Here is a 22,340-nt window from a genome sequence, read left to right as displayed (position 1 = left end):
ACAAGGGGAAGGTCTGCTGTGGCGGTATTTGATGATTTTCACGAAACGCTCGACCCTCGCTGGACTCAAACCTGTCTGGGGCCGGGAACACTCTCCGTATCTCAGTCTATCCTGCGCATGATAATCCCGAAAATCGCCCGGGGAGAATACGCGGATGCCCAGATTGATGATTACGGTACCCTGACACGCGCGCAGTTTCCCTGGCGTCCGCCTCTGCGGATGGAGGTAACAGCTCGCGCCTCGCATCCAGCGGCAACGCGCACCAGTACCGAGGATAGCCCGCATATCCTGCGTGGAACAGCAGGTTTCGGCTTCTGGAACTACCCCTTCTCAGTTCGTGGAGATATTCTGATGCTTCCAGAGTCGGTATGGTTCTTCTACGCCTCTCCCCCCTCAAACATGGCGCTCGTGCCCGGCATCCCTGGCTGGGGCTGGAAGGCTCAGGTTATACACAGTATGCGCCCGGGAACGCTGCTGGCAACCCTCCCCACCGCACTGGCCACCGGTTGGGGTCTCCTGACAGGAAACGAGCGCCCGGCCTCACGCTGGCTTCAACGGCTAAGCGGTGCACAGGAAGCACTCCTTGATGTCGATATAACAGCCTGGCACACCTATACCCTCGAGTGGCACGCACAGGAAGCGCTCTTCCTCGTCGACGGGAAACAGGTCTTGCGAGCCTCCAATCCGCCAAAGCGGCCCCTCGGTTTCGTTGCCTGGCATGACAATCAATATGCGATAGCAACACCTCGTGGCGTCCTGCGCTTCGGGAGCGTCGCCTGCGAACAGCAATGGCTTGAGCTAGATGTTATCCGTATCGATCCCCTCTAGCACAAAAAAGAGGCGGCAAGCGGTTTCTGCCTGCCACCTCGCCCGATGCGTTACTTTTCCAGAGCCTCTACCTTGTTCGCGTAGGGAAGGATCTCATCAATGATGCCATATTCCTTCGCCTCTTCCGCATTCATGTAAAAGTCACGGTCAGTATCGCGGCGAATGCGCTCCAATGACTGGCCTGTATGGAAGTTAATAATATCGTTGATCTCATCACGCCGACGCAAAATGGCACGTGCATGAATATCGATATCGGTGGCCTGTCCGCTCAAGCCCCCCGAAATCAACGGCTGGTGAATATGGATACGCGCATGCGGCATCGCGTAGCGTTTGCCCTTTTCACCTGCCATCAATAGAATGGTACCGAAGCTGGCGGCAAAGCCAACACAATAGGTCTCAATCGGGCAGGGAAGCACACGCATCGTGTCATAGATGCCCATACCGGCGTCAACTACGCCGCCCGGCGAACTGATGTACATGCTGATCGGTTTCTTACTATCCTCAGAGGAGAGATAGAGCAACTGTGCCACAATCAGACTTGCCATGTTCTCTTCAATCGGACCATTCACCAACACAATACGGTCCTTAAGCAAACGTGATAACAGGTCATAAGCACGTTCGCCTCTCGCAGTGTTTTCCAGAACTGTTGGAACATAGACGCTAGCCATAGCTGTAAGCTCCTTTTTTCATCTATTCTCGGGTCGCCAATCGTTCAGCCACCAATCAGCGTGAGGCATACCACTTGCCTTCACCGCTTTCTGTAAATCCTGAAGGTCGTAGGATACACGACGTAGATCAACCTGCAACGTTCCCTTCTCGCGGGTAAGTAAGGCATATTCAGCAAGAGCGGGATTGTATATCTGCCGAGTCTGCCAGTCATACGTATAGGGTAAACCGACGCTACCAGGGTTCACGATGACCGAGCCCCGATACCAACGGTACAGAGAGCGATGCGTATGACCACCAGCCATAATGTCAGCTTGCTCACCCCCAAAGATGCCGTCAAGCTCCTCATCTGACATCGGCGCCTCAACTCGCTCCATATTTGAGCGCGGAGAGCCATGAAAACAGAGTAAAGAAACGCCATCCAGTTCCAAACGGTAGACTGGCTGAAAACTGCGTATATACTCCTTCTCTGCGGTAGAGAGCTGCTGTGCACTCCACAGATCAAGCTCTTCGATTCGGCGCGCTTCCTCATCCTCGGGCTGCTCCAGCGCAGGACGAAGAGCCCATTCGTCGGTATTGCCCATCACGACGGGACACGCCAGCGCTTGAAGCCGTTCAAGGACTGCCTGTGGCTGTGGTCCAGTTCCTACCACATCTCCCAGACAGACAATCATATCAGCGCCGCTCCGCTTGATATCGGCCAGAGCCGCATCTAGAGCTACCCTGTTTCCATGAATGTCAGCAATGAGAGCTACTTTCATGCACTATTCTCCCTCACGGACAAAGTAGTAGTATACTTTTCCGGCGCGCCCCTCGGTTGCGTTCAGAATATTGACGAGCAGCCAACCAGAGCCACCTAACTCGTTCAATGCCTCTTGATCTGGTAGCGCTTCTTCACGCGGATCAAAGGAGAGCACACGATATTCCCAGTGACGCGGCTCACGCTCGATCTTTTCATACACTTTTGGAATATGGAATGTAGGGCGGTCAGGTTGCCCATTTGACATTAAAGAGCGTATACTGTTAGGAACAAACATAGACAGTTACTCCTTTTTCACTCACTAAGCTTCGCTCGTTCTCTGACTTGAATATAGCACGCGCATAGCCTATACTGATAGAGAAAATCTATGCTCACAGCATGCCTTTTTCTGTAGCAATGCTCAGAGCATAGCTTGTTATATAGAAGGAGGCGACAGCATGGCGGATTTACAGGAGATCTTAGGACGTGTCATCAGACAAGAACGACAAAATCGCCACCTGACTATCAAAGAGCTAGGAGACAAAGCCGGCCTATCTGAGATCTATGTTGGTGAGATCGAGCGGGGCCAGAAATATCCTTCAGCCAGAGTGCTTGAAAGTCTGGCAAAAGCACTAGATCTCGATCTGGCAGATCTTCTGGAATACATGGCCGAGGAGATTCGTGCCGAACGCGAGCCTCAGGTTACCAGTGTCATCGGCTTCACGATCCCGAGTCGGAGCGAGCCACGTCGCGTGACAGTCAAACGCCTGGTGAATATGCTAGATGATGGAGATATCGAAAGTGTGGCAAACTTCAGCGCCTTCCTTCTCTCCAAACATCTCACCCCGGTCTAATACTTTCTTCGCAAAGAGAGGTAGGAAAGATACTTCAATCCCTACCTCTTTTTTCTGCTACCACATCAGTCAATCAACATGCAGGACAACCTTTAACGCTTCACCTGGATTTGCGACCAGATGAAACGCCTGCGGGGCCTCCTGAAGCGGGAAACGATGGGTAATAATAGACTCGGAACGAATCCGACCTGTACGCAACAGATCCAGCGCCTGGCGTGTCTCATAAGGGCCTGCTGAATAGCTAGTGCGCAGCGTGATCTCCCGGAAAAACAGATGATTTGGCTTGACTGAAAGCTCGTCAGCCGGAGGCGGAGGCGCAAACAAAAGCACAGTCCCCCCAGGGGCGACAAGCTCAATACCCTGCTGCATAACATTGATCTTCGAGGGTGTCACGATCACAACATCAGGCTTGAGACCATCATTGACCGCTGCAACCTGCTCTTCTATTGGCCCGTCCTGCGGATCAAACGCAACATCAATTCCGGCCTTCAATGCAGCCTCACGCCGATAGGCAATAAAATCAGATATCATTACACGCAAAGCGCCGCGCATCTTCGCAAGCTGTCCGAGCATCAAGCCATTGCTTCCGGCCCCCAGAATCAACACACTATCGCCGGGGCGAATATTCGCCCGATCGATCCCGCGCACGCAGCAGGCCAGCGGCTCAACCAGCGTTGCCTCCTCATCAGAGAGTGAGTCGGGAAGGGGTAAAACGTCAAGCTGCACATTAGGAGCAGGCACCCGAATATATTCCGCCAGCCCACCGGGATAGAGGCGCGTGGCACGGAAGGTCGCACACTGTGAGAAAGCCCCGCGTTGACAATAATGGCAGGTCATACAGGGAACGTGGTGATGAATAAAGACACGCTGCCCTGGCTTGAACTGATCAACGCCCTCCCCAACCTGCACGATCACGCCAACCGGCTCATGACCGGGATAGAGCGGCGCACGGGGCTTCATATACCATTCCATCACATCACTGGCACAAATACCGCAGGCCTTTAACTGGACCAGCACTTCGCCCGGTCCAATTTCCGGCACCGGCTTTTCTACAAGGCGAACATCATCATTCGCATGATATTCAACTGTATACATATACGCTCAATGTCCTTTTTCCACTTAACGCTTCGCAGGAACCACGCAGAGGAAGCCAAACGGTTCATCCCCTACCGTAAAGAATTGATGAATCTCATTACCCGAGATATAGATTGCATCTCCCTCTCTCACCTCATGCTCCTCATCACCCAGGCGCAAACGAGCGCAACCATGCAACACATAGACTCCGTGATCATGCGCATGCTCATCCAGTGAGGTATGGCCTCCGGGCTGAACCGCAAAATAACGCATATGAAAATGAGGTGAGTTCTCCTCAAAGCCGACTAGAATCTGTCGTGAAGCCCGGTCCGCCCGGCTATTATCGGGACCATATTCGCGAACTTCCACATCTTGCCAGCGGAATTCACCGTTCTCCAATCCCTTAAAGCGATGAATTGCACTCATGTCTACCCTCCAAACAGAAAATAACATCGTTCTTTCCTGTCATTGTACGTTATGATATGGCAACCTACAAGCCACAGCAAAGAGACTCGCAACCTTGCTTGACAAGAGAGCATACATCCACCACCCTTAGCTGAGATAAATAAGGGAAGAACGCGTATGCCTTGTCTTGAGAGAGCATATAAGAAAATAACACTGCATCAGCAGCAAAACCAGGCTTTGTTACGGTCTGGTTTCTTTGACATGCCCTTGCTCTAAAAGACACGCATTCAGCTATCGCCAGACCGGAACCACGGTCCTGGCGATTTTTTTATGTCCAAAAAAGCACAACAGAAAGGAGAAAAACAGGTGCTATCTTTCTTTATACAGGGACTCTTCCTGGGCCATAGCAGCCGTCGTCGGCCCGATGAGCATTCTCTGTATACAGCGAACTCTTGCTCGGGGCTGGCTCTATGGCTTTATCTCCGGTATCGGTATCGCCACAGCCGACGCGGTCTACGGCAGTATCGCGGGACTGGGACTGACGGCAATCAGTGACTTTCTGCTTCACTGCACTTTCTGGTTCCGCCTCATCGGAGGCTTTTTCTTGCTCTATCTCGGCGTTAAAACGATATTCAAGCAGATCACAGATGCCATTGAGAAAGAGCCAGCGGGCGGACATATTCGCGCCATGCTCACTACATTCCTGCTGACGTTGACCAACCCGACAACTATTCTCTCGTTTGCCGCCATCTTCGCGGGTCTGGGAGCAGGCTTTGACCAGGAGAACAGGTGGGGTGCGCTTATCGTTATTCCCGGGGTCTTCCTCGGCTCACTCCTCTGGTGGGCGCTCCTGACCAGCGGTATCAGCTTTTTCCGTCAGAGACTCAAGCAGCGCAGGCTTTTCTGGATCAATCGTGTTGCCGGAATTGTGCTGAGTGGCTTTGGTATCGCCGTGCTTGTCTCGCTCTTTCTGTAAAAAAGCGTCTCGTATCTGCAAGAGATACGAGACGCCCACCGTTTCCATGCAAGCAGAACGTTACGGTCTACTTGTACTTATCAGCATTCGCGCAGGGCTGCTCGCTGGTAATGTAGATCTTGGCCCAATCATCTGGTGGGGTGAGCGCCTGAGCATTGTCTTCAAGACCCTTGATACACGGCTTGCGCACCGTCACCGTCTGACCCTGATAGATGGGCAACCAGGCAACGTCGTCCACCAATTTCTGCTCAATCTCGTTATACAGCTTCATACGCTGATTTTCATCGGCAGTAACATCAGCCTGAGCCATCTTCTTCTGTAGTTCTTTCTGCTCCGCTGCGAACTTCAACGAGCTATGGGCATAGTTGACGTTGTTGTTCTCGGAGCCCTCACCAAACTGCAAAGAAATCCAGTTCTGAGGATCAGGATAGTCAGCGATCCAGGAGACGCGCCAGATCTGCAATCCATTGGGATTGTTAGTCGTGGCATCGATATCAGTCAGCAGCTTGTTGAATTCTGTCTCATTAATTTTGACAGTGATACCAAGCGCTTCCTTCCACATATTCTGCACTGCCGAATATTCTTGCCGTGCAGACGCAGAGGTTGAAGCGACGGTCAGGGTAACAGGCGGGAAGTTTGCACGGGTATATCCCTCTTCCTTCATCCCTTCTTCAAATAACTGCTTCGCTTTCTCTTTATCACCAGCAGGAGTAGAGACACCAGCAGGACCCTTCAGATCTGGGTAGTATCCCGGCTGCCCATCAGGAACAATGTGATTGGTTGGCACAACAGTATCTTTGTAGATGTTGTGCGCAATCTGCTCTTTGTTGATCGCAAGAGCAAATGCCTGACGGATTTTGATGTTATTGAAAGGTTTCGCGAGGTAGTTGATTTTATAGAACAGGATCGATAGGTACGGCTCGGTATGGAACTGTCCCTTCAGATTCTTCGCGCGATCGGTCTGAGGGGCAGGAACACCAGCAGTGTGGAGCTGACCCGACTCGTACGCTTTATAGGCGGTATCGGCATTCTGATAGAAGTGGTAAACCACCTTCTTCAGCTGAGGCTTATCGCCATAGTAGTTCGTGTTGCGCTCAAAGATAATCTCAGCACCCTTATTATATTTGGAGACAACAAAGGGGCCGGCGCCAACGCCTTCCGAAATATGGTCCGTCCAGCGATCTCCATACTTCTCAACAATCTTCTTGTTGACCACATAGGAGCTGACATAGGTCAATGTCTGTAAGAAGTAAGCCGCTTTACTTCCCGCCTGAATCACAACCGTGCGAGCGTCAGGCGCCTTCAGACTTGAACCGATGAGTGTCTTCACTTTGCCATCTTGCAGCTTTTCCGCATCCTTGATCAGACCGAGGTAAATGCCAGCGGTCGTCGACTTGGTAGCAGGCTGCAAAGCGCGATCAATACTATAGATGACATCATCTGCGGTCAACGGATCTCCATTACTGAATTTCAGATCAGGTTTCAGTTTAAAGGTCCAGGTGACGCCATCAGGCCCTAACTGATAGCTTTCGGCAAGCTGTCCCTGCACTTCGAGCTTGTCATTAAGCTGTACGAGACCGGTAAATACCATGTTGATCGAGTCAATAGAAGGGGCATCTGTTGCGAGGGCAGGATCAAATGTTTTGATCTCGCTGATATTTACCTCTGGCATGACAGCGATTTGTTTATCTTCAGGGGCTTTATCAGACCCCTGACCGGGGGTCGCAGTGGACCCACCACAGGCGACAACTAACACTGCCAGGAAACAAAGAAGCAAGGGGAAGCTTCGGCGTGCCCATGTTTTATACCGCAGCATAGACGAAATACTCCTTACACAACGCGCGTAGCAAAAGCGATACAAAGACAACGGCGTTGCAGTATGGCTAGAAGAACTTCCTGTCATTGTACAAAATTGTGGTAAAAGCCTGATCGTATTCGCTTGGGACTTCTTTTGTATACCTGAAATATTCCCTATCTCAGGAACTCACGCTGTACCTCCAATCCCAACAAGATAGCTCATGAGTAACATCAGCGCGTTCTTTGAGGCCATAAAGCACATTCTTGAACAGATAGCTCTGATATTATGAATATACGTACTCAACAAAGCGAAACTCACATCATATCAGTCTTCAATTCTTCACCGTTTCGAGACACCATAGCAGGATTTAGAAAGTCAAAACTAGAAAAGCTCGTTTCTGAAAACAGTGCACTCCTGAAGCTTCGGCTATCAGGTATTCTTTCAAGAACAGCAGGAATAGGAGCGCAATCGCTTCCAGGGATTTGCAGAAATATGGTAGAGTTTGGAAGGAGAAAGGCTTATACAGACGCAATTGCCTCTCCACCGATGAAAGCGGAGAGGCAAAAAACATAACTATACTTTTGATGTGGATACTTCTTCTTTTTACCAGAACGTGATACTCATATGCTCATCATACCCTGGCAACAGTACCCCATGCTATTCATTCTCAGCCAGTATCTGTTGAATATCGGCAGCGGTCTCGGCAGCCAGCAGTTTCGTCGCCAGATCCTGCCAATAAGTGAGGGGCTGTCGATGCAGCACTGCCTTGATGCGAGCGATAGACGGAGGCGACATGCTAAGCTCACGCACGCCCATACCAACGAGAGCAGGGGCAACCTGAGGATTGGCCCCAAGCTCACCACAGACAGCAACCAACTTGCCATATTTCTGGCCAGCCTCTGCAATACGCGCGATCATGCGCAACACCGCAGGCTCAACCGTGCTGAACATGCCAGTAACTCGGCTATTGGTACGGTCCACCGCCATCGTATACTGATAAAGGTCGTTTGCGCCAATGCTGAAGAAATCAACCTCACGAGCCAGTTCTTCAGCCATTATAGCCGCAGCCGGCGTTTCTACCATAATACCGAGGTGTACCTGAGTGGGAACGGCCTTCCCTGCCGCAACTATTTCTGTATGTACGGCGCTATAGATCTGCTTGACACGTCGCACTTCCTCGACAGTTGCGATCATCGGGAACATAATATGCAGATCGACTCCCGTTTTGCCAGCCGCCAGCAAGAGTGCTCGAAGCTGCTGCCGCAGGAGTTCTTCATGCTTGAGGTGAATACGAATACCACGCAAGCCGAGTGCCGGGTTAGCTTCCTGCAACTCCCCAATAATCGGCTCAAGAGCGGGAAATGGCTTGTCAGCACCAGCATCAAGCGTGCGCACAATAATCGATTTACCCAGTTCGGTATTTTCGAGAAAGGCCTTGAACAGCGCCACATAGCTCTTAAACTGCTCTTCCTCTGAAGGGAAGACTGGACGTCCGCCGAAGAGGAATTCAGTGCGAAGCAGACCTATTCCTTCGGCACCGGCAAGCGCGGCGGTACGGGCAGTTTCCTCATCGCCGACATTCGCAAAAACCGCGACACGTGTGTCATCCGCCGTAGTAGCAAGTCGTGACTTCCAGACTTGCTCTTCCTGCGCCCGGCGCTCAGTACGCTGACGGCGCTGCTCCTGCATGGTCGCCTCAAATTGCTGCTGCTGTTCGGCGCTCAACTGTTGATAGAACAGCCCTTTTGCACCATCTAAGGCCACAATGTCGCCCTCATGTAAGCGATCAAGCAACGCGACATCAATACCTGCCACAGCAGGGATTTCCAGCGTACGCGCAAGAATAGCCGCGTGGGTTGTTGGACCGCCAACCACAGTACAGATACCCAGGATCAGCGATGGATCCAGGCTTGCTGTATCGGAAGGGGTCAGATCCTCAGCCACAATAATCACAGGTGAGGTCGGAGCCAGCTTCTGCGAGGCTGTCCCGGTCAACTGCTGAACGACATGGTTCACCGCATCCTTCACATCTTTGCTTCGAGCCGAGAGCAGCTCATCATCCAGTGCGGCAAGCTGCGCCGCATACTGTTCAGCAACCTGTTGCAGCGCATATTCAGCTGAATAGTGCTGCTGTGAGATCAGCTCTTCCACAGAAGCAAGCAGATCAGGATCCTCCAGCATCATCTGATGGGCCTCAAAAATACCAGCCTCCTCCTGTCCCACATTCTGCGCGACATGCCTGGACAGCTTTTGTATCTCTTTTAAAGCAAGATCTAGCGCCGAATGCAGCCGCTGCAACTCATTTTCAACCTGATCCGCTGCAATCGTTGTTTCAGTAATAACCCGTGCCGTTACCTTATGCACCAGCACAGGACCAACGGCTATACCCGGTGAAATTGCCACTACTGACAATGGATTCGTCACATCATTTTCCTGTATCATGCTTCATTGCCTCCTCATCACGCCATGCTTTTGCCAGAACGCCAGCATAGCGAACACGGAGACCGATCTATCCCCTGTATCGCGGTTTTCAGCTTTCTTCAAACGTTCCGAGATAGGCGCGACAAAGATTTGTACTTTCTAGTCAGAATGTTTTGGGAGCAAATGAGCGCTCTCCGCCGCTGTATTCACTTCGTCCAGGCTGCTCCCTGTAGCGGATTCAACAGCAGCAATGACGGCTCCCTCAACCAGCGGTGCGGAGCTAATCACGACACGATGAGAGCTCTCGGCAGCAAACATCTCAACAGCCATTTCAGCCGTCATCACGGCGCTCCCCAGATCGAGCAGAATCACCACTCCATCAGGACTATCAGCCTCACGTAATGCCGCGACTACTCGATCAACAGACGTGCCAAGCGAGCCGTCGGGCATACCGCCGGCAGCGACGATTGCTACTTTTCCCTGGGCCATCTGTCCAGCCAGTTCAACCACGCCCTCAGCCAGGCGGGCGCTATGAGATACAATCACAATTCCTACGGCCATGCCTTTACTCCTTCAGGGGGTAGACGTTATTGCCCCATCGTGTCAGAGAGAGTCTTGAGAATAAGCCAGCACGAGGTAGCTCCGGGGTCTTGATGACCAACACTCCGTTCACCAAGATAGCTTGCTCGTCCTTTGGTCGCCTGTAGCGGGATGGTTTTCTTCATCCCTTCTTCGGCGGCAGCACAGCAACGCTGCAACAACTGTATCAGATCACATTTCGCCTGCACTGCTTCGTGGGCGGCTTCCACAGCCGGAGCAAGAGCATCAACCATCGTTTTCTCGCCCGGTTGAGCTTTCCCCCGCGCCTTGATTCCCTCAAGTGCAGCATCAAGCATGGCAACAACATCGGCCTCATCCAGCTCATGCTTTCCGGCGGTGGCCATACCGGCGCGCAGAAAAGCTGTGCCATATAATGGACCGCTTGCCCCCCCTACTGTCGAAACCAGTGTGGTGCCAACCGTCTTGAGGATTGAGCCAATGTCCATACTTGCGACGGCGGGTAGTTTCTCGGTGACCGCTTTAAAACCACGGTCCATATTGATACCGTGGTCGGCGTCTCCAATAGCGGCATCAAGCTGAGTCAGATAGTCGCGATTTTCATGCAAGGCATCGGCAAGACGCTGCAACCAGCGCAACGTGTCATCTATTGTAATCGGCATGTTCCTCCCCCAAATAAACAGTAATAAGATGTTCGTCTCTGACTTCTCAGGCATGGCCTCCGAACTCTGTAGGGTATCTCAGCGTACTTTGTCGCACCCTATCCATGATACGGAATGCTTCTATTGTACACCGCTTCACGCAAAAAGAGAAAGAGCCCCTGCTAGCCCGAATATCAAGACGAACATCCGTTCATTTCACCCGCTACATACCCCAACGCAACGCCGCTGTATGGACAGGTGCATCCCAGTAACGGATCATATCATCATCCAAACGCAGCAACGTGATCGAGCAGCCCGCCATTTCCAGCGAGGTAATGTAGTTGCCGACCAGCGAGCGAGCAATTGAAATATTCTTCCCTTTCAGGATCTTTGCAAGCTCGTTCGCCACAACGTATAGCTCGATCAGCGGTGTGCCACCCATGCCGTTCACAAACGCCAGCACGCGCTCACCTGCTTTCAAGCCAAGATCGCTGATAATTGGAGTAGCGAGCATCTCTGTAATTTCAGCCGCTGAGGCCAGTTTGACGCGACGGCGCCCCGGCTCGCCATGAATGCCTATGCCTATTTCCATTTCATCTGCACCAAGCTCAAAGGTCGGTGACCCCTTTGCGGGAACCGTGCAGGAAGTCAGTGCCATGCCCATGCTGCGTCCCTGATTGTTCACCCGTTGAGCCATCTCAGCAACAGCCGCCAGAGGAGCACCCGCTTCGGCCATACCCCCTACAATCTTTTCCAGCAGGACGGTTACCCCCACACCACGACGTCCGGCAGTATAGGTGCTATCCTGTACGGCCACATCGTCGTTTGTTACCACGCTGGCAACCTCGATCCCCTCCGCCTGTGCCAGCTCTGCCGCCATCTCAAAGTTCAGGACGTCCCCGGTATAGTTTTTCACGATATGAAGGACACCCGCCCCACCATTGACCGCCTTTGTTGCCGCTAACATCTGATCGGGAACCGGAGAAGTAAAAATCGCTCCTGGACATGCTGCATCGAGCATCCCATGTCCGACGAAGCCACCATGCATTGGCTCATGCCCACTACCACCACCAGAAATAACACCTACTTTGCCCTGAAGCGGGGCATCTGCTCGTACAATGATCTGGTTTTCCAGATCAACCCGCACGAGATCTGAGTGCAGGGCTGCAATCCCTTCGAGCGCTTCTTTGACTACATCTTCTGGCTTATTAATGAGCTTCTTCATCGAGCAATCTCCTTTGTTTACTCTGGCTGCTTTTTGTCTTCCCTCACACCGCTGCGCATATGCTTTTACAACAAACGGGCAAGCACAGCAAGAACAGGGAAGAAGATCTATTTTAACAAGTACAGTTTACGCCATAATACCGTCTTTGGCTATATCTGAGCGGACCCAGGGCGTTATTTTTCAGCTCCAAGCGCCTCTTCTGCAAAAGGCAATTTTTCCTGCGCTCTACACAAGGAACAGAGCCACGCAAGCAGATGAAATACTGTATCTGCTCTCTCTTTTCCTTTCTTGCAATTTTCATGCCAAACTCAACAGCAAGCGAGGGAAAGATTTCTTCCCGGTACTCCAACAGCCAGTTGAGCTTCTCTTTTGCAGCAGGCTTTTCTCCTGGAAGAGCTGTTCCAAAAATGAAACAGAAAGATGCAATTCTGCAACACTTCCAGCATACAGTGTTTCTAACTTGAAACAGGCTGCCTCACATGCTGGCCCGTAGCTTTTCAGGAGTCAGGCCATACTTCACCATCTTCCGCCACAACGTGGTACGGCTGATACCCAGGGCAGCCGCGGCTCGGGTTGCGTTCCCCTCACACCGCCGCCATGCCTGAACGATCGCCTCTATCTCCGCCTCATGACTGCGCTCTTTCAGCGAATGTCCGACGATCTTAGCATGCTCCTCCTCTGCTGGTATAGTTTCTTTCTGCCCGTTATCATTCTTTTGTGTGGTTTCAAGGTGACGGAAAAAGGGAGGCAAATCCGCTACAGTGATGACGGAATGTTGGGCCAGATAGGTCGTACGCTCCAGGGTGTTCTCTAGCTCGCGCACATTGCCCGGCCAGGAATACGCGCAAAGCCGTTCAAGCGCCTCCTGTTCTATCATAAGCGAACGCCCAAGCACACGGCTCTGACGTGAGAGGAAGTATTGCACCAATAGAGGAATATCGCGCTCTCGCTGGCGCAGCGGGGGAATCTCAATCGAAAGGACATTCAGCCTGTAATAGAGATCAGAGCGGAAATTTCCCTTCTCGACCTCGGCACGCAAATCCTTATGAGTGGCCGCGATGATACGTACATCAACACTGATAATACGCTGACCGCCGATACGCATAATCGTACGCGTCTCCAGAGTTCGTAGCAGGCTGGTTTGCAGCTCAAGCGGCATATCGCCTATCTCGTCCAGAAAGAGTGTCCCTCGATGAGCCAGCTCGAATTTTCCCGGTCGTCCCTGCCGATCCGCGCCGGTAAATGCGCCCCCCTCATATCCAAATAGCTCAGTTGTAATCAGCTCCCGTGGTATAGCGGCGCAATTGATCGCGACAAACGGCCCATCAGCCCGAGCGCTTGCATTATGAATACTCTGGGCAAAGATCTCTTTCCCGGTTCCAGTTTCACCATGCAGCAACACGGTTGCATTACTATGGGAAGCTATCTGCGCATGGCGCACCGCTTCCCGCAAGGCCGAACTCTCCCCGATCAGATTCGCGAAGGTCATATGCGCCCGCGCTCCCGTCATACGATGGACCAGTTTTTGCACGCCCTCAATACTGCGGAGGATCAGCATAAAGCCATCGGCCTGTACAGGTTCCTCAAGCATCAGCCAGCCGACATCGCTTCTGGAAGATATCACCGGTTTTCCGGTATTGCCGGTAATGCGCTTCAATGTACAAAGAAATGGGGTGCGTCCACGCACCGTCTCAAACACAATCTCCTCATCCAGCAGCGAGCCTCCAGGGTGCAGGGCTCGTGCCAGTACGGGAGGCACATGCAGCACATCCTGCAACTTTCGACCCATCACCCGCTCAGGAATCAGGCCAAGCATCATCCCGGCAGGCGCATTCATCTGGGAGATGATACCATCATCACGAATCAGCAAAATACCATCGGCCAGTGTACGTAAAATAGTACGCAGCTCGGAAAGCAGGGTATTGGTGTTGGTTAACCAGGATTGCATCTGGAGTTGATTACTGATCGCCTGGGCCGCAGCCGTCACCATGCCCAGCGTATGGATATGGCTGCACTGGCGGGGTCCAATCACAGCCAGCACACCGACGGCCTGTCCGAGCACCGTATGGACCGGAGCAGCCGAAGAGTAAAAAGGATGCAGCAGGGAGCAAAAGTGCTGCGCGCCACTCACCTGAATGGGGAATGATTCAAGCAGGGCAAGAGCAAGAGCATTTGTTCCCAGTATCTCCTCTTTCCAGCTTTGTTCATTAAAGAGTCCCCGCTGACGAAGCTCCTGTAGCAGCTCCTCATCTCCAACGACATCAACAATTCGTGCCTCCGTATCAGCAAACGCAACCACACATCCAGACCCCTCAATAAACTGGTATAGATCTTCCAATGCCGGTCGCACCAGAGAGAGCAAAGCCTGACCTTCTCCCTGCTCCTGATGCGATGCAGGGTACATGGACGCATTCACCCCCATCGATAAATAGGGGTCCACACCCATAGCCGCACAGCGACGCCATGAAAGCTGCACCACATGAGGAAGTACATCTTCTGCCATTTCACCACACGCAATAAATTGCTGCCAGATAGGTTGATAGTCCTGTACATTCCCTTGCATGCGCTTTTTTCCTTATCACAATGATCAGACGAACCATAATTGAAGGCAGTATAGCACATCTGGTCTATACCAGCTTTCATTGCTCCTTGCGCAACACCTGACCACCCTATACTCAATGTGAGAGTTCTGGCTTATCTTCCTCTCACCCTGATCCCTATCGAGTTTCAAGTGAGGAGAAACGTATTATCTCCATTCACAACAGATAGCAACTGTTTTCAATTTGCTGCTTGACAATTTCCCTGACGCAAGCCTACCATAATTCAAGACACCGAGCATACCCGAGAGCGGGGAGGATAATCTTTATTCATACCTGTCAATCTAGAGACCGTTCTATAGTACCAAATAGAACTTGCCTGTTCTCCTGACAAAGCAACCGCAGAAATATCAGGGCGCTTGCGAAAACGGATGAGGCTCACTACAATAAAGGCTATGGACAAACAGGCCGCGCGTTTCAGAGAAGCCTCACATAGCCCGAAGCCGTACCCGAAAGCAAGCATCATACTATCCGCTGACACAAAGAGAGAGCAAGGAAACATATATGATCCATGATAGTGACGAAATACAGCAGACAAACCGAGTATTTGGACGCTATCAAGTTATCAGACGTATCGGGCGCGGTGGCATGGCTGATGTCTGGCTCTGCAAAGATCCATTCTTACAGCGCCAGGTCGCGATTAAGACGCTTCCGCCACATCAGCCCGGGAATACAACCTTTAGCCATATTTTCAAAAAAGAGGCCCAGGCCGCAGCAGCGCTTAACCATCCACATATTGTTTCAGTTCATGACTTCGGCGAGCAGACGCTTGCAGATGGCCGAATCGTGACCTATATCGTTATGCCATATATCGCCGGTGGTGCGCTCTCCGATCTTCTGGAAGCGTTGAAACAAGAGGAGAAATTATTACCTACCGCCACTGTCCTTACCTACTTATCACAGGCAGCTCAAGCCATTGATTATGCCCATCAACAGGGGCTGGTCCACCGCGATATCAAGCCGGGCAATATGCTTTTGCGCGATAAAAACTGGTTGCTCCTGACCGATTTTGGTATTGCCTATCTTCTTGAAGCCTCACTCGAAGAATCCGCAACCAAACAACAAACAGGGATCGGCTTTGGAACCCCTGATTACATCGCTCCCGAACAGGCGCGCGGTCAGGCTGTTCCCGCTAGCGATATCTACAGTCTGGCGGTAGTCGCCTATCAGCTTTTCACCGGGCGCCTGCCATTTGTGGCTGAAACTACCTACGCAACGATCATGCAACATATCACACAGCAGCCACCCCTTCCAAGCCAGTTCAACGCGCTCATCTCTCCGAGCCTGGAAAAAGCGCTCTTGCAGGGCATGGCAAAACAGCCAGAGGAGCGCCCCGCCACGGCCGAAGAGTTCGTTCAGAACATCAAGCAAGCCGTTGCCTTGATTCCCGACGAGGTGACAATAAACCATCCGTTGACAGCCGAGGCCACTGCGAAGCCATCAAAACTGACATTGTCACGCCGTCAACTCCTGATTGGTGGAGGCATTGCAGGCGCAGCAGTGCTTGCAGGTGGTGTTACGGGCTGGCAACTCCTCACTCAAACAATGCACCAACCGCCATCTCCCGGGCCAACCCCGCAGCCGACGGTAGATCCTGCCGCGCCGACCATTCAGCAAAAGTTTCTGCATGTATCAGATATCTTTTCTCTGGACTGGTCCGCTGACGGTCGGTACATTGCAACTGCTGGAACAGAAGGTGTTGTAAAAGTCTGGGAAGCTCAAACATTGTTACAGGCAACCAAACATGATCCGACCCCCATTGCGACAAGAAATGCATTTACTATGGATTTTCAGATCGCATGGTCACCCGATGGAAAATGGCTCGCGCTCTCCCAAAGAGGGAGCCCTTCCAACAAGGAAGACATATCACTCATGACCTACGGAATTTATACACCCGCATTGCGTGAAGCTCCTGACTTCGGGTCCCCGGTTGAGTTCCATGCTCCCACAAAAGCGATGACCCTGAAAACGGATGCTTTTGTCTGGCAGGGCAAGTACCTTGTTGGTATCAGTACGCTCGACAACGATATCACCAATTCTCGCGAGACGCTCTTTGTGGCAGAAACAAACCGGTCCCGCCACACCTGGGGAAATATCCCTGTGACCGGTGGCTATATCTCGGCACTCTCATCATCCTTCCCGACGGTCGCTTGCAGTAGTGTCAGCAAAGACCCACTTCTTGCTATCGCTCGTAACCAGGATATTGGGATAGGCCAATTTCGCCTTGATTCAGCCAAAAAGCCACAATGGCAGCAGCGCTTTAGTCTGAAAGATCCCGAACAAGGCTACAACGGCGATTGGGATAGCGTTTCTTTTACGCCCGATGGCAAATGGCTGGCAGGAAACTATACACTGGTCGAGCCCACTATACTGATCTGGGGCCTTCCCGATACAAAGGTGAAGTATCGCCTCTACAGCAAAAAAGATGATAAGCTGATTTCTATCGCGCTCTGTCCGGATTCGCGTAAGACATTGATCGCAGCATGTACCCAACGGGGGAAAGTGCTGGTCTGGGACTTTACGAAAAGCAAGCAGCAACCGCTTACGCTCCATCCCGAGTTTGAAAAGAGCCCCAGAACGCTGACATGGTCCCCGGACGGAAAGTGGCTTGCGGTAACGTATAAGAACGATAAGAATTCCAGTATCTTCTTCTGGAAGATAGAGGGACGAGGGATCTGATCTATGGCGATGTATTATCTGATAGATTGGCAGGATAAAACCATTGGGCGCTATCGGCCTATCCGCTTGATTGGGCGGGGAGGCATGGGAGAAGTCTGGCTGGCAGAAGACGCAGCGCTTCAACGTCAGGTCGCGATTAAAATTTTCCCACCGGTTCTGGCGGAGGACAAGAGCTATCTGGATGCCTTCACCTATGAAGCCCGAGCCATCGCCTCGCTGGAGCATCCGCACATACTTCAGGTCCATGACTTTGGGCAACAACCACTTGAAGACGATGAAGAGCAAATCGTCACCTATCTGGTCACGCCCTACCTGACAGGTGGAACCCTACGAGACCTCATCTACAGTGAGCCACCCCTGACGCCTGAGGCAGGGCTGCGCTTTCTTCGCCAGGCCGCCGAAGCGATTGACTACGCCCACAGCAAGCATATTATTCACCGTGATATCAAACCAGCTAACATGCTGCTTCAGGATAATCTGCTCTTTCTAGCCGATTTCGGTATCGCCAAGCTCCTCAATAGTGCAACCCATCGCAGTCAGACCCACGCAGGAGGAGGAACCCCTGAATACATGGCCCCGGAACAAGCTCAAGGGTACGCGGAGTTCGCCAGCGATCGCTACAGTCTGGCTATCATTGCATATCATCTTTTCACGGGAAAACTACCATTTCGAGGAGATAACCCGTTTGATGTGCTCCTCAAGCAGTTACATGAGGCACCACCCCGGCCCCGGCAGATCAATCCAACGATTCCCTTGCATGTTGAGGCTGTTCTGATGAAAGGGCTGGCAAAAGATCCCGCACAGCGCCCTCCTTCCTGTGTGGCTTTTGTTGAGGCTCTAACGAAAGCATGGCATAATCCCAGGATGGAACGCACCGATCCCGATGCAACCCTACTTGCCCCGTGGAGCAAACGGCTTTCTTCGGCGAACACGGCAGCGTCCCGTCTTTTTGATATCCATGCTCGAACACAGCCCACAACTGATGTACCTGACTCGACAACCCGAGATTTGCTTCAAGAAACTGACACCGTAACCCAGCATACACGGACGCTGACTCAAAACCTTCTAGATGGATCGCATCAAAAGCTCAAACGGCGAACACTGCTCGTTGGCGGCGCGACAGCGGCTATCGTCACAGGTGCGGGAGGCTTCGCGCTGTTCCGCTGGTACTCACAACGGCAGTCGGAGGTTCAGCCAACACCGACACCCCAGCCAGGTCCCCACCACTTCATAGAAGGGAAACAACTTCTTTCGCTGGAAAAACATCTCGACGAGGTTCGAGAGGTAAAATGGTCTCCTGATGGAAACTATCTGGCTTCTGCGGGCCTGGATAAAACGGTGTATGCCTGGAATATTCGGAAGGCTATCAACACATCATCCGCAAAAGACATCACCTACCAGCGCTGGCGAGCAACCAGAGCCTTCTACGGGAACTCGCTCGATTGGACAGCGGATAGCAGCAGACTGCTTTTCACCTGTGGCGAGAATAACGAAATTGACGTCGTTGATCCCGCAAGCGATGATGACGCCACCCAGTACGGAAACGCGGAGCCACCAGCACAGGACAATATATTCGCTACCATCTCCTATACCAAAATCACTGCAAACGTGCAGGGAGATACCTTCGCCACTGACCTCGGAGAGACAAACAAGCTCCTGCTCTGGCATGTGGCAGCTCCCCCCAAACAGAAACCAAAAGTCCTGGCTGATGACAAGCTGCCTTCTGTCCTGAAACATAAGTATGCCATCACCACCACCCTGCTGAGTTGGTCCCGAGACGGCCTCTGGCTCGCGCAACAGCTCAGCAATTTTCAGGTGGCGATCTGGGATGTCAAAGCGGGTAAGGTAAAGCATCTGCTGGAGCCCGCGGAACGGGCGAAAGTCTATACAAAAGATGAGACTATCTTCATTTTTCGACAGATAATGGCATGGTCTCCCACGCAGAAAACAAAGCTCGCGCTCTGCAACCTGGATACCATCGAGATCTGGGATGCCCTGACGCGCAAGGTGGAACAACGGCTCCTGACCGATGACTACTTTGCGTTCCATCCACCCGATAAAGAGAACAACCTGGGCTTCAAGCTGCTCCCTCAGGTTGCCAGCCTGTGTTGGTCTCCCAATGGACGCTATATCGCGGCATGCTATATGTGGAGTAATCGCGTGCATATCTGGGATCTTGCAGACCCCAAACCGCGCATGAAGGACGGCTATCGCTTGCCTACCATGTTGTTTGGCAAAGAGCACGGGCATAATAGCACCATTCTCGATCTCAATTGGTCACCTGATGGGAAATACCTGGCAACGGCAGGAGCAGACAAAACAATAAGAATCTGGCAGGTCGACGCCACGCCTTGAGATTCTGCACGCACAATATGATACAATGCCGTAGGACGAAAAAAATATAGCTCAACAGCAGGAGCAAGGGGGAAAAGCGTTATGCGGATTGTCTCATTGCTGGCAAGCGCCACCGAAATGGTCGCAGAACTCGGGTACCTGTCAGCGCTTGTGGGTCGCTCCCATGAGTGCGACTATCCGCCTGAAGTGCTGCATCTGCCAGCAGTTAGCCGCCCGTTAATCGATGTGGATACCAGCAGCGAGCAGATAGACGCCCAGATCAAACAGCTTGCCCGTGCAAGGGACGAGACGCAGGGTAATGCGCTCAAAGCACTCAGTATCTACACTATTGATACCGATCTGCTTCAGCGTCTCAAACCAGACCTTCTGCTGACACAAACACAGTGCGAGGTCTGTGCCGTGAGCGAGAATGATGTCATCGCTGCCTTACAGCACGTTATCGGCATACAGCCCCGCATCGTGGCCCTTGCCCCCTATCGCCTACAAGATGTCTGGAACGATATGCTCCGCATCGGCACGGCCCTGCACGCGACTGAGGTTGCCCGCCAGCAGATAGCGATCTATATTCACCGGCTTGAACAGCTTCAAGCACAGACCGCAAGCGCGCAGAAGCCACGTGTTGCCGTACTTGAGTGGCTTGATCCGTTGATGGGTGCGGGAAACTGGATACCGGAATTGGTTGCATATGCAGGTGGAGAAGCAGTCTGTGGAGGTACGGGTACTCATGCACCCTGGTTAAGCTGGCAGGAGCTACAAGCTGTGGACCCAGACGTGTTGATTCTCTCTCCCTGTGGCTTCTCCCTTGAACGTACTGTACAGGAGTACCCACAGCTTCAGCAACATCCACAGTGGAAGACGTTGCGAGCCGTCAAAACCAATCGCGTCTACGCCATTGATGGAAACCAGTATATGAACCGTTCGAGTCCGCGATTGGTCCAATCAGCCGAGTTGATCGCGTACACCCTCTGGGGACACCCGGCTCCCGTTGATCCAACCGCCTGTCTACAACTGGCCCCATAAAGACGGAACAAGAGGAACATAGTGAGCGGAGAACCAGCCCTATGCTCCTCTCCCTCTTCCTTATTTGCTATCTGTTCGATTTGGGATAGAAAGCCCAGTACATTACCCCGACGAACAGGAAGAAAATGACGATCATAAAGGTCATTACCGGGTCGACAACGCCACCGATAGGGAGCTGAAAGACGACCGCAACGGTGAGAAAGAGGACCCAGATAATACCCAGAATCGGCAGAAAATAGAGCCAGTCAAACCGCTTCCGCTCAGAGAAACGGGAGGGTGTTGCTGTCACTTGATCAGTATTGAGTTGCTCCATGAAAGACCTTCCTCAGCGATGTATAAAGCGCTCGTTGAAAAGCCAGATATACGGCAGGCAACCAGCACAACGAGCCCCCTGCCGAGAGAACGAGCACACAGAGAGCAACCAGTAATGGTTACACTCTCAAATCTTATTATAGTGCTAACCTTCTACTCGTGCAACTACTGATATACTCCTTCTCTATAGAAAGAAAAACGCCCTCAAGCAACCGAGGGACGAGAAGAGGAAGACCATGTACCAAGCTGGGAAAGAGAAGAGAGAAGAGAAGATTGAGTCTCCGATGAATGGAGTGCCTGGAAGTAGCGTCGAAGCTCCAGGACATTGACCTGATATACCGAGCCATCAACAGAAGCAGGAACATGACCGTCAGCGATAGCAGTACAGAGATCGGCTAATGTTGGGATACGGTCAGACACAAGACACCTCCCATCGAAATAACTTGTCGCCACCTTCGCACTCGGGCGAAACGGCTTCAGTTCTACTACGGCCAGAGCGACAAAAACGTTTCAAGTGCGCTTGAAGGGTGTATCAGCGCGCTTCCGCGACAGGGTTAGCCTTACTCGTCTTCACCATAGGGCTTATTGGGATCATCAACAAGTGCATCATCATCCAATAACCCCGGTATAGGATCAATATACATTACGTGACGGACAAGGTCAATCTGTTTTATGATAGCCTTCACCGCCGGAATCATTACCTGTTTGCCTTCAACAGATGTAATCACATAGATATCATTGCCGCCAGTCGCGATAATATCAGAGATGTGCCCAATTTCCGTGTTTCCAAGCGTCAGCACACGCAGGCCGAGGATATCATGCTGATAGTAGGAATCAGGGGGGAGTTCCGCCAGTTGCTCAACGGGGATACAAAGCTCCTGACCACGCAGGGCTTCGACTGCATTGGCATCATTAAAGCCACGCAGCTTGAGCAGAATCATAGTGCCTTTATAGGGGCGGACACTTTCAATTGTATGTCGGGTATAGCCCGGCGTGAGGTACACCGCCTTCAGTGTCGTAAAGCGGTCGGGAATATCGGTCAGTGGTTGAACCTTCAGTTCGCCACGTACACCAAAAAGGGCCACTATTTTACCGATAGTAGCCCATTCTGTCTTGTTTTGCATAGACATGAGCAAAGCCCTCTACGGACGGTAAATACAGAGCTTTTTGCACACCTGATGGCACAGAGGCA

The 22,340-nt window shown here is 52.1% G+C and carries 21 protein-coding genes; 7 read left to right on the top strand and 14 right to left on the bottom strand.

Going from position 1 to position 22,340, the window contains the following annotated elements:
• Positions 1-18 precede the first annotated feature (18 nt).
• Positions 19-828: a hypothetical protein gene (locus EI42_RS12925; protein WP_111322524.1), complete on the top strand. Its 810-nt coding sequence runs from the start codon at positions 19-21 to the stop codon at positions 826-828.
• Positions 829-878: 50 nt separating this feature from the next.
• On the opposite strand, the gene EI42_RS12920 is transcribed toward EI42_RS12925, so the two are convergent.
• The 3 genes from EI42_RS12920 to EI42_RS12910 are packed head-to-tail and all read right to left on the bottom strand — an operon-like array spanning position 879 to position 2,531.
• Entirely contained in the window at positions 879-1,496 is a 618-nt protein-coding gene (locus EI42_RS12920) for an ATP-dependent Clp protease proteolytic subunit (protein WP_111322522.1), read from the bottom strand.
• An 18-nt stretch (positions 1,497-1,514) separates the two neighbouring features.
• On the bottom strand, positions 1,515-2,255 hold the full coding sequence (locus EI42_RS12915; RefSeq protein ID WP_111322520.1) for a metallophosphoesterase family protein: 741 nt from the start codon (positions 2,253-2,255) through the stop codon (positions 1,515-1,517).
• 3 nt (positions 2,256-2,258) lie between these two features.
• Complete coding sequence (locus EI42_RS12910; RefSeq protein ID WP_111322518.1) at positions 2,259-2,531, bottom strand: hypothetical protein; 273 nt, start codon at positions 2,529-2,531, stop codon at positions 2,259-2,261.
• 160 nt (positions 2,532-2,691) lie between these two features.
• Between EI42_RS12910 and EI42_RS12905 the strand changes: the two genes are divergently transcribed.
• A complete protein-coding gene (locus tag EI42_RS12905) occupies positions 2,692-3,087 on the top strand; it encodes a helix-turn-helix domain-containing protein (RefSeq protein ID WP_111322516.1) in 396 nt (131 codons plus the stop codon).
• 69 nt (positions 3,088-3,156) lie between these two features.
• Here the strand turns inward: EI42_RS12905 and EI42_RS12900 are convergent, their stop codons facing one another.
• Together EI42_RS12900 and EI42_RS12895 are read right to left on the bottom strand one after the other, a co-directional pair.
• Positions 3,157-4,182: a zinc-dependent dehydrogenase gene (locus EI42_RS12900; RefSeq protein WP_111322514.1), complete on the bottom strand. Its 1,026-nt coding sequence runs from the start codon at positions 4,180-4,182 to the stop codon at positions 3,157-3,159.
• A gap of 24 nt (positions 4,183-4,206) precedes the next feature.
• Complete coding sequence (locus tag EI42_RS12895) at positions 4,207-4,587, bottom strand: cupin domain-containing protein (RefSeq protein WP_170142584.1); 381 nt, start codon at positions 4,585-4,587, stop codon at positions 4,207-4,209.
• Between the two features lie 403 nt (positions 4,588-4,990).
• Here EI42_RS12895 and EI42_RS12890 point away from each other — a divergent pair, with 403 nt between their 5' ends.
• Positions 4,991-5,542 (top strand): LysE family translocator, encoded by a 552-nt coding sequence (locus tag EI42_RS12890; protein ID WP_211326150.1) that lies wholly within the window; start codon positions 4,991-4,993, stop codon positions 5,540-5,542.
• A gap of 67 nt (positions 5,543-5,609) precedes the next feature.
• Here the strand turns inward: EI42_RS12890 and EI42_RS12885 are convergent, their stop codons facing one another.
• On the bottom strand, positions 5,610-7,358 hold the full coding sequence (locus EI42_RS12885; RefSeq protein WP_111322510.1) for a peptide ABC transporter substrate-binding protein: 1,749 nt from the start codon (positions 7,356-7,358) through the stop codon (positions 5,610-5,612).
• Between the two features lie 267 nt (positions 7,359-7,625).
• Here EI42_RS12885 and EI42_RS33230 point away from each other — a divergent pair, with 267 nt between their 5' ends.
• Positions 7,626-7,913 (top strand): hypothetical protein, encoded by a 288-nt coding sequence (locus EI42_RS33230; protein WP_211326149.1) that lies wholly within the window; start codon positions 7,626-7,628, stop codon positions 7,911-7,913.
• Between the two features lie 84 nt (positions 7,914-7,997).
• On the opposite strand, the gene ptsP is transcribed toward EI42_RS33230, so the two are convergent.
• The 5 genes from ptsP to EI42_RS12850 form a co-directional block, all read right to left on the bottom strand.
• The gene (ptsP, locus tag EI42_RS12875) at positions 7,998-9,782 is read right to left on the bottom strand and encodes a phosphoenolpyruvate--protein phosphotransferase (protein WP_111322506.1); all 1,785 of its coding nucleotides are present in this window, start codon (positions 9,780-9,782) and stop codon (positions 7,998-8,000) included.
• Positions 9,783-9,920: 138 nt separating this feature from the next.
• Positions 9,921-10,322: a dihydroxyacetone kinase phosphoryl donor subunit DhaM gene (gene dhaM / locus EI42_RS12870; protein ID WP_111322504.1), complete on the bottom strand. Its 402-nt coding sequence runs from the start codon at positions 10,320-10,322 to the stop codon at positions 9,921-9,923.
• Between the two features lie 26 nt (positions 10,323-10,348).
• Positions 10,349-10,981, bottom strand: a complete 633-nt coding sequence (dhaL, locus tag EI42_RS12865) for a dihydroxyacetone kinase subunit DhaL (protein ID WP_111322502.1) — start codon at positions 10,979-10,981, stop codon at positions 10,349-10,351.
• Positions 10,982-11,183: 202 nt separating this feature from the next.
• Entirely contained in the window at positions 11,184-12,185 is a 1,002-nt protein-coding gene (gene dhaK / locus EI42_RS12860; protein WP_111322500.1) for a dihydroxyacetone kinase subunit DhaK, read from the bottom strand.
• 475 nt (positions 12,186-12,660) lie between these two features.
• On the bottom strand, positions 12,661-14,748 hold the full coding sequence (locus EI42_RS12850) for a sigma-54-dependent Fis family transcriptional regulator (RefSeq protein WP_111322496.1): 2,088 nt from the start codon (positions 14,746-14,748) through the stop codon (positions 12,661-12,663).
• Between the two features lie 538 nt (positions 14,749-15,286).
• Here EI42_RS12850 and EI42_RS12845 point away from each other — a divergent pair.
• The 3 genes from EI42_RS12845 to EI42_RS12835 all read left to right on the top strand — a co-directional run bounded on the left by EI42_RS12845 (position 15,287) and on the right by EI42_RS12835 (position 20,836).
• Positions 15,287-17,461: a WD40 repeat domain-containing serine/threonine protein kinase gene (locus EI42_RS12845; RefSeq protein WP_111322494.1), complete on the top strand. Its 2,175-nt coding sequence runs from the start codon at positions 15,287-15,289 to the stop codon at positions 17,459-17,461.
• A gap of 3 nt (positions 17,462-17,464) precedes the next feature.
• The gene (locus EI42_RS12840; protein WP_111322492.1) at positions 17,465-19,816 is read left to right on the top strand and encodes a serine/threonine-protein kinase; all 2,352 of its coding nucleotides are present in this window, start codon (positions 17,465-17,467) and stop codon (positions 19,814-19,816) included.
• Positions 19,817-19,897: 81 nt separating this feature from the next.
• Complete coding sequence (locus EI42_RS12835) at positions 19,898-20,836, top strand: cobalamin-binding protein (RefSeq protein ID WP_111322490.1); 939 nt, start codon at positions 19,898-19,900, stop codon at positions 20,834-20,836.
• Positions 20,837-20,903: 67 nt separating this feature from the next.
• Here the strand turns inward: EI42_RS12835 and EI42_RS12830 are convergent, their stop codons facing one another.
• From EI42_RS12830 to rimM, 3 genes are all read right to left on the bottom strand, one after another.
• Positions 20,904-21,149 (bottom strand): hypothetical protein, encoded by a 246-nt coding sequence (locus tag EI42_RS12830; protein ID WP_111322488.1) that lies wholly within the window; start codon positions 21,147-21,149, stop codon positions 20,904-20,906.
• Positions 21,150-21,352: 203 nt separating this feature from the next.
• On the bottom strand, positions 21,353-21,568 hold the full coding sequence (locus EI42_RS31905) for a hypothetical protein (RefSeq protein ID WP_137686236.1): 216 nt from the start codon (positions 21,566-21,568) through the stop codon (positions 21,353-21,355).
• Positions 21,569-21,708: 140 nt separating this feature from the next.
• The gene (rimM, locus tag EI42_RS12825; RefSeq protein ID WP_170142583.1) at positions 21,709-22,272 is read right to left on the bottom strand and encodes a ribosome maturation factor RimM; all 564 of its coding nucleotides are present in this window, start codon (positions 22,270-22,272) and stop codon (positions 21,709-21,711) included.
• Between the last annotated feature and the right edge of the window lie 68 nt (positions 22,273-22,340).

It is taken from the genome of Thermosporothrix hazakensis (assembly GCF_003253565.1).
GTDB lineage: Bacteria > Chloroflexota > Ktedonobacteria > Ktedonobacterales > Ktedonobacteraceae > Thermosporothrix > Thermosporothrix hazakensis.
Note: the sequence above shows the minus strand (reverse complement) of the source record. Positions and strands in the feature narration are given on the sequence as shown.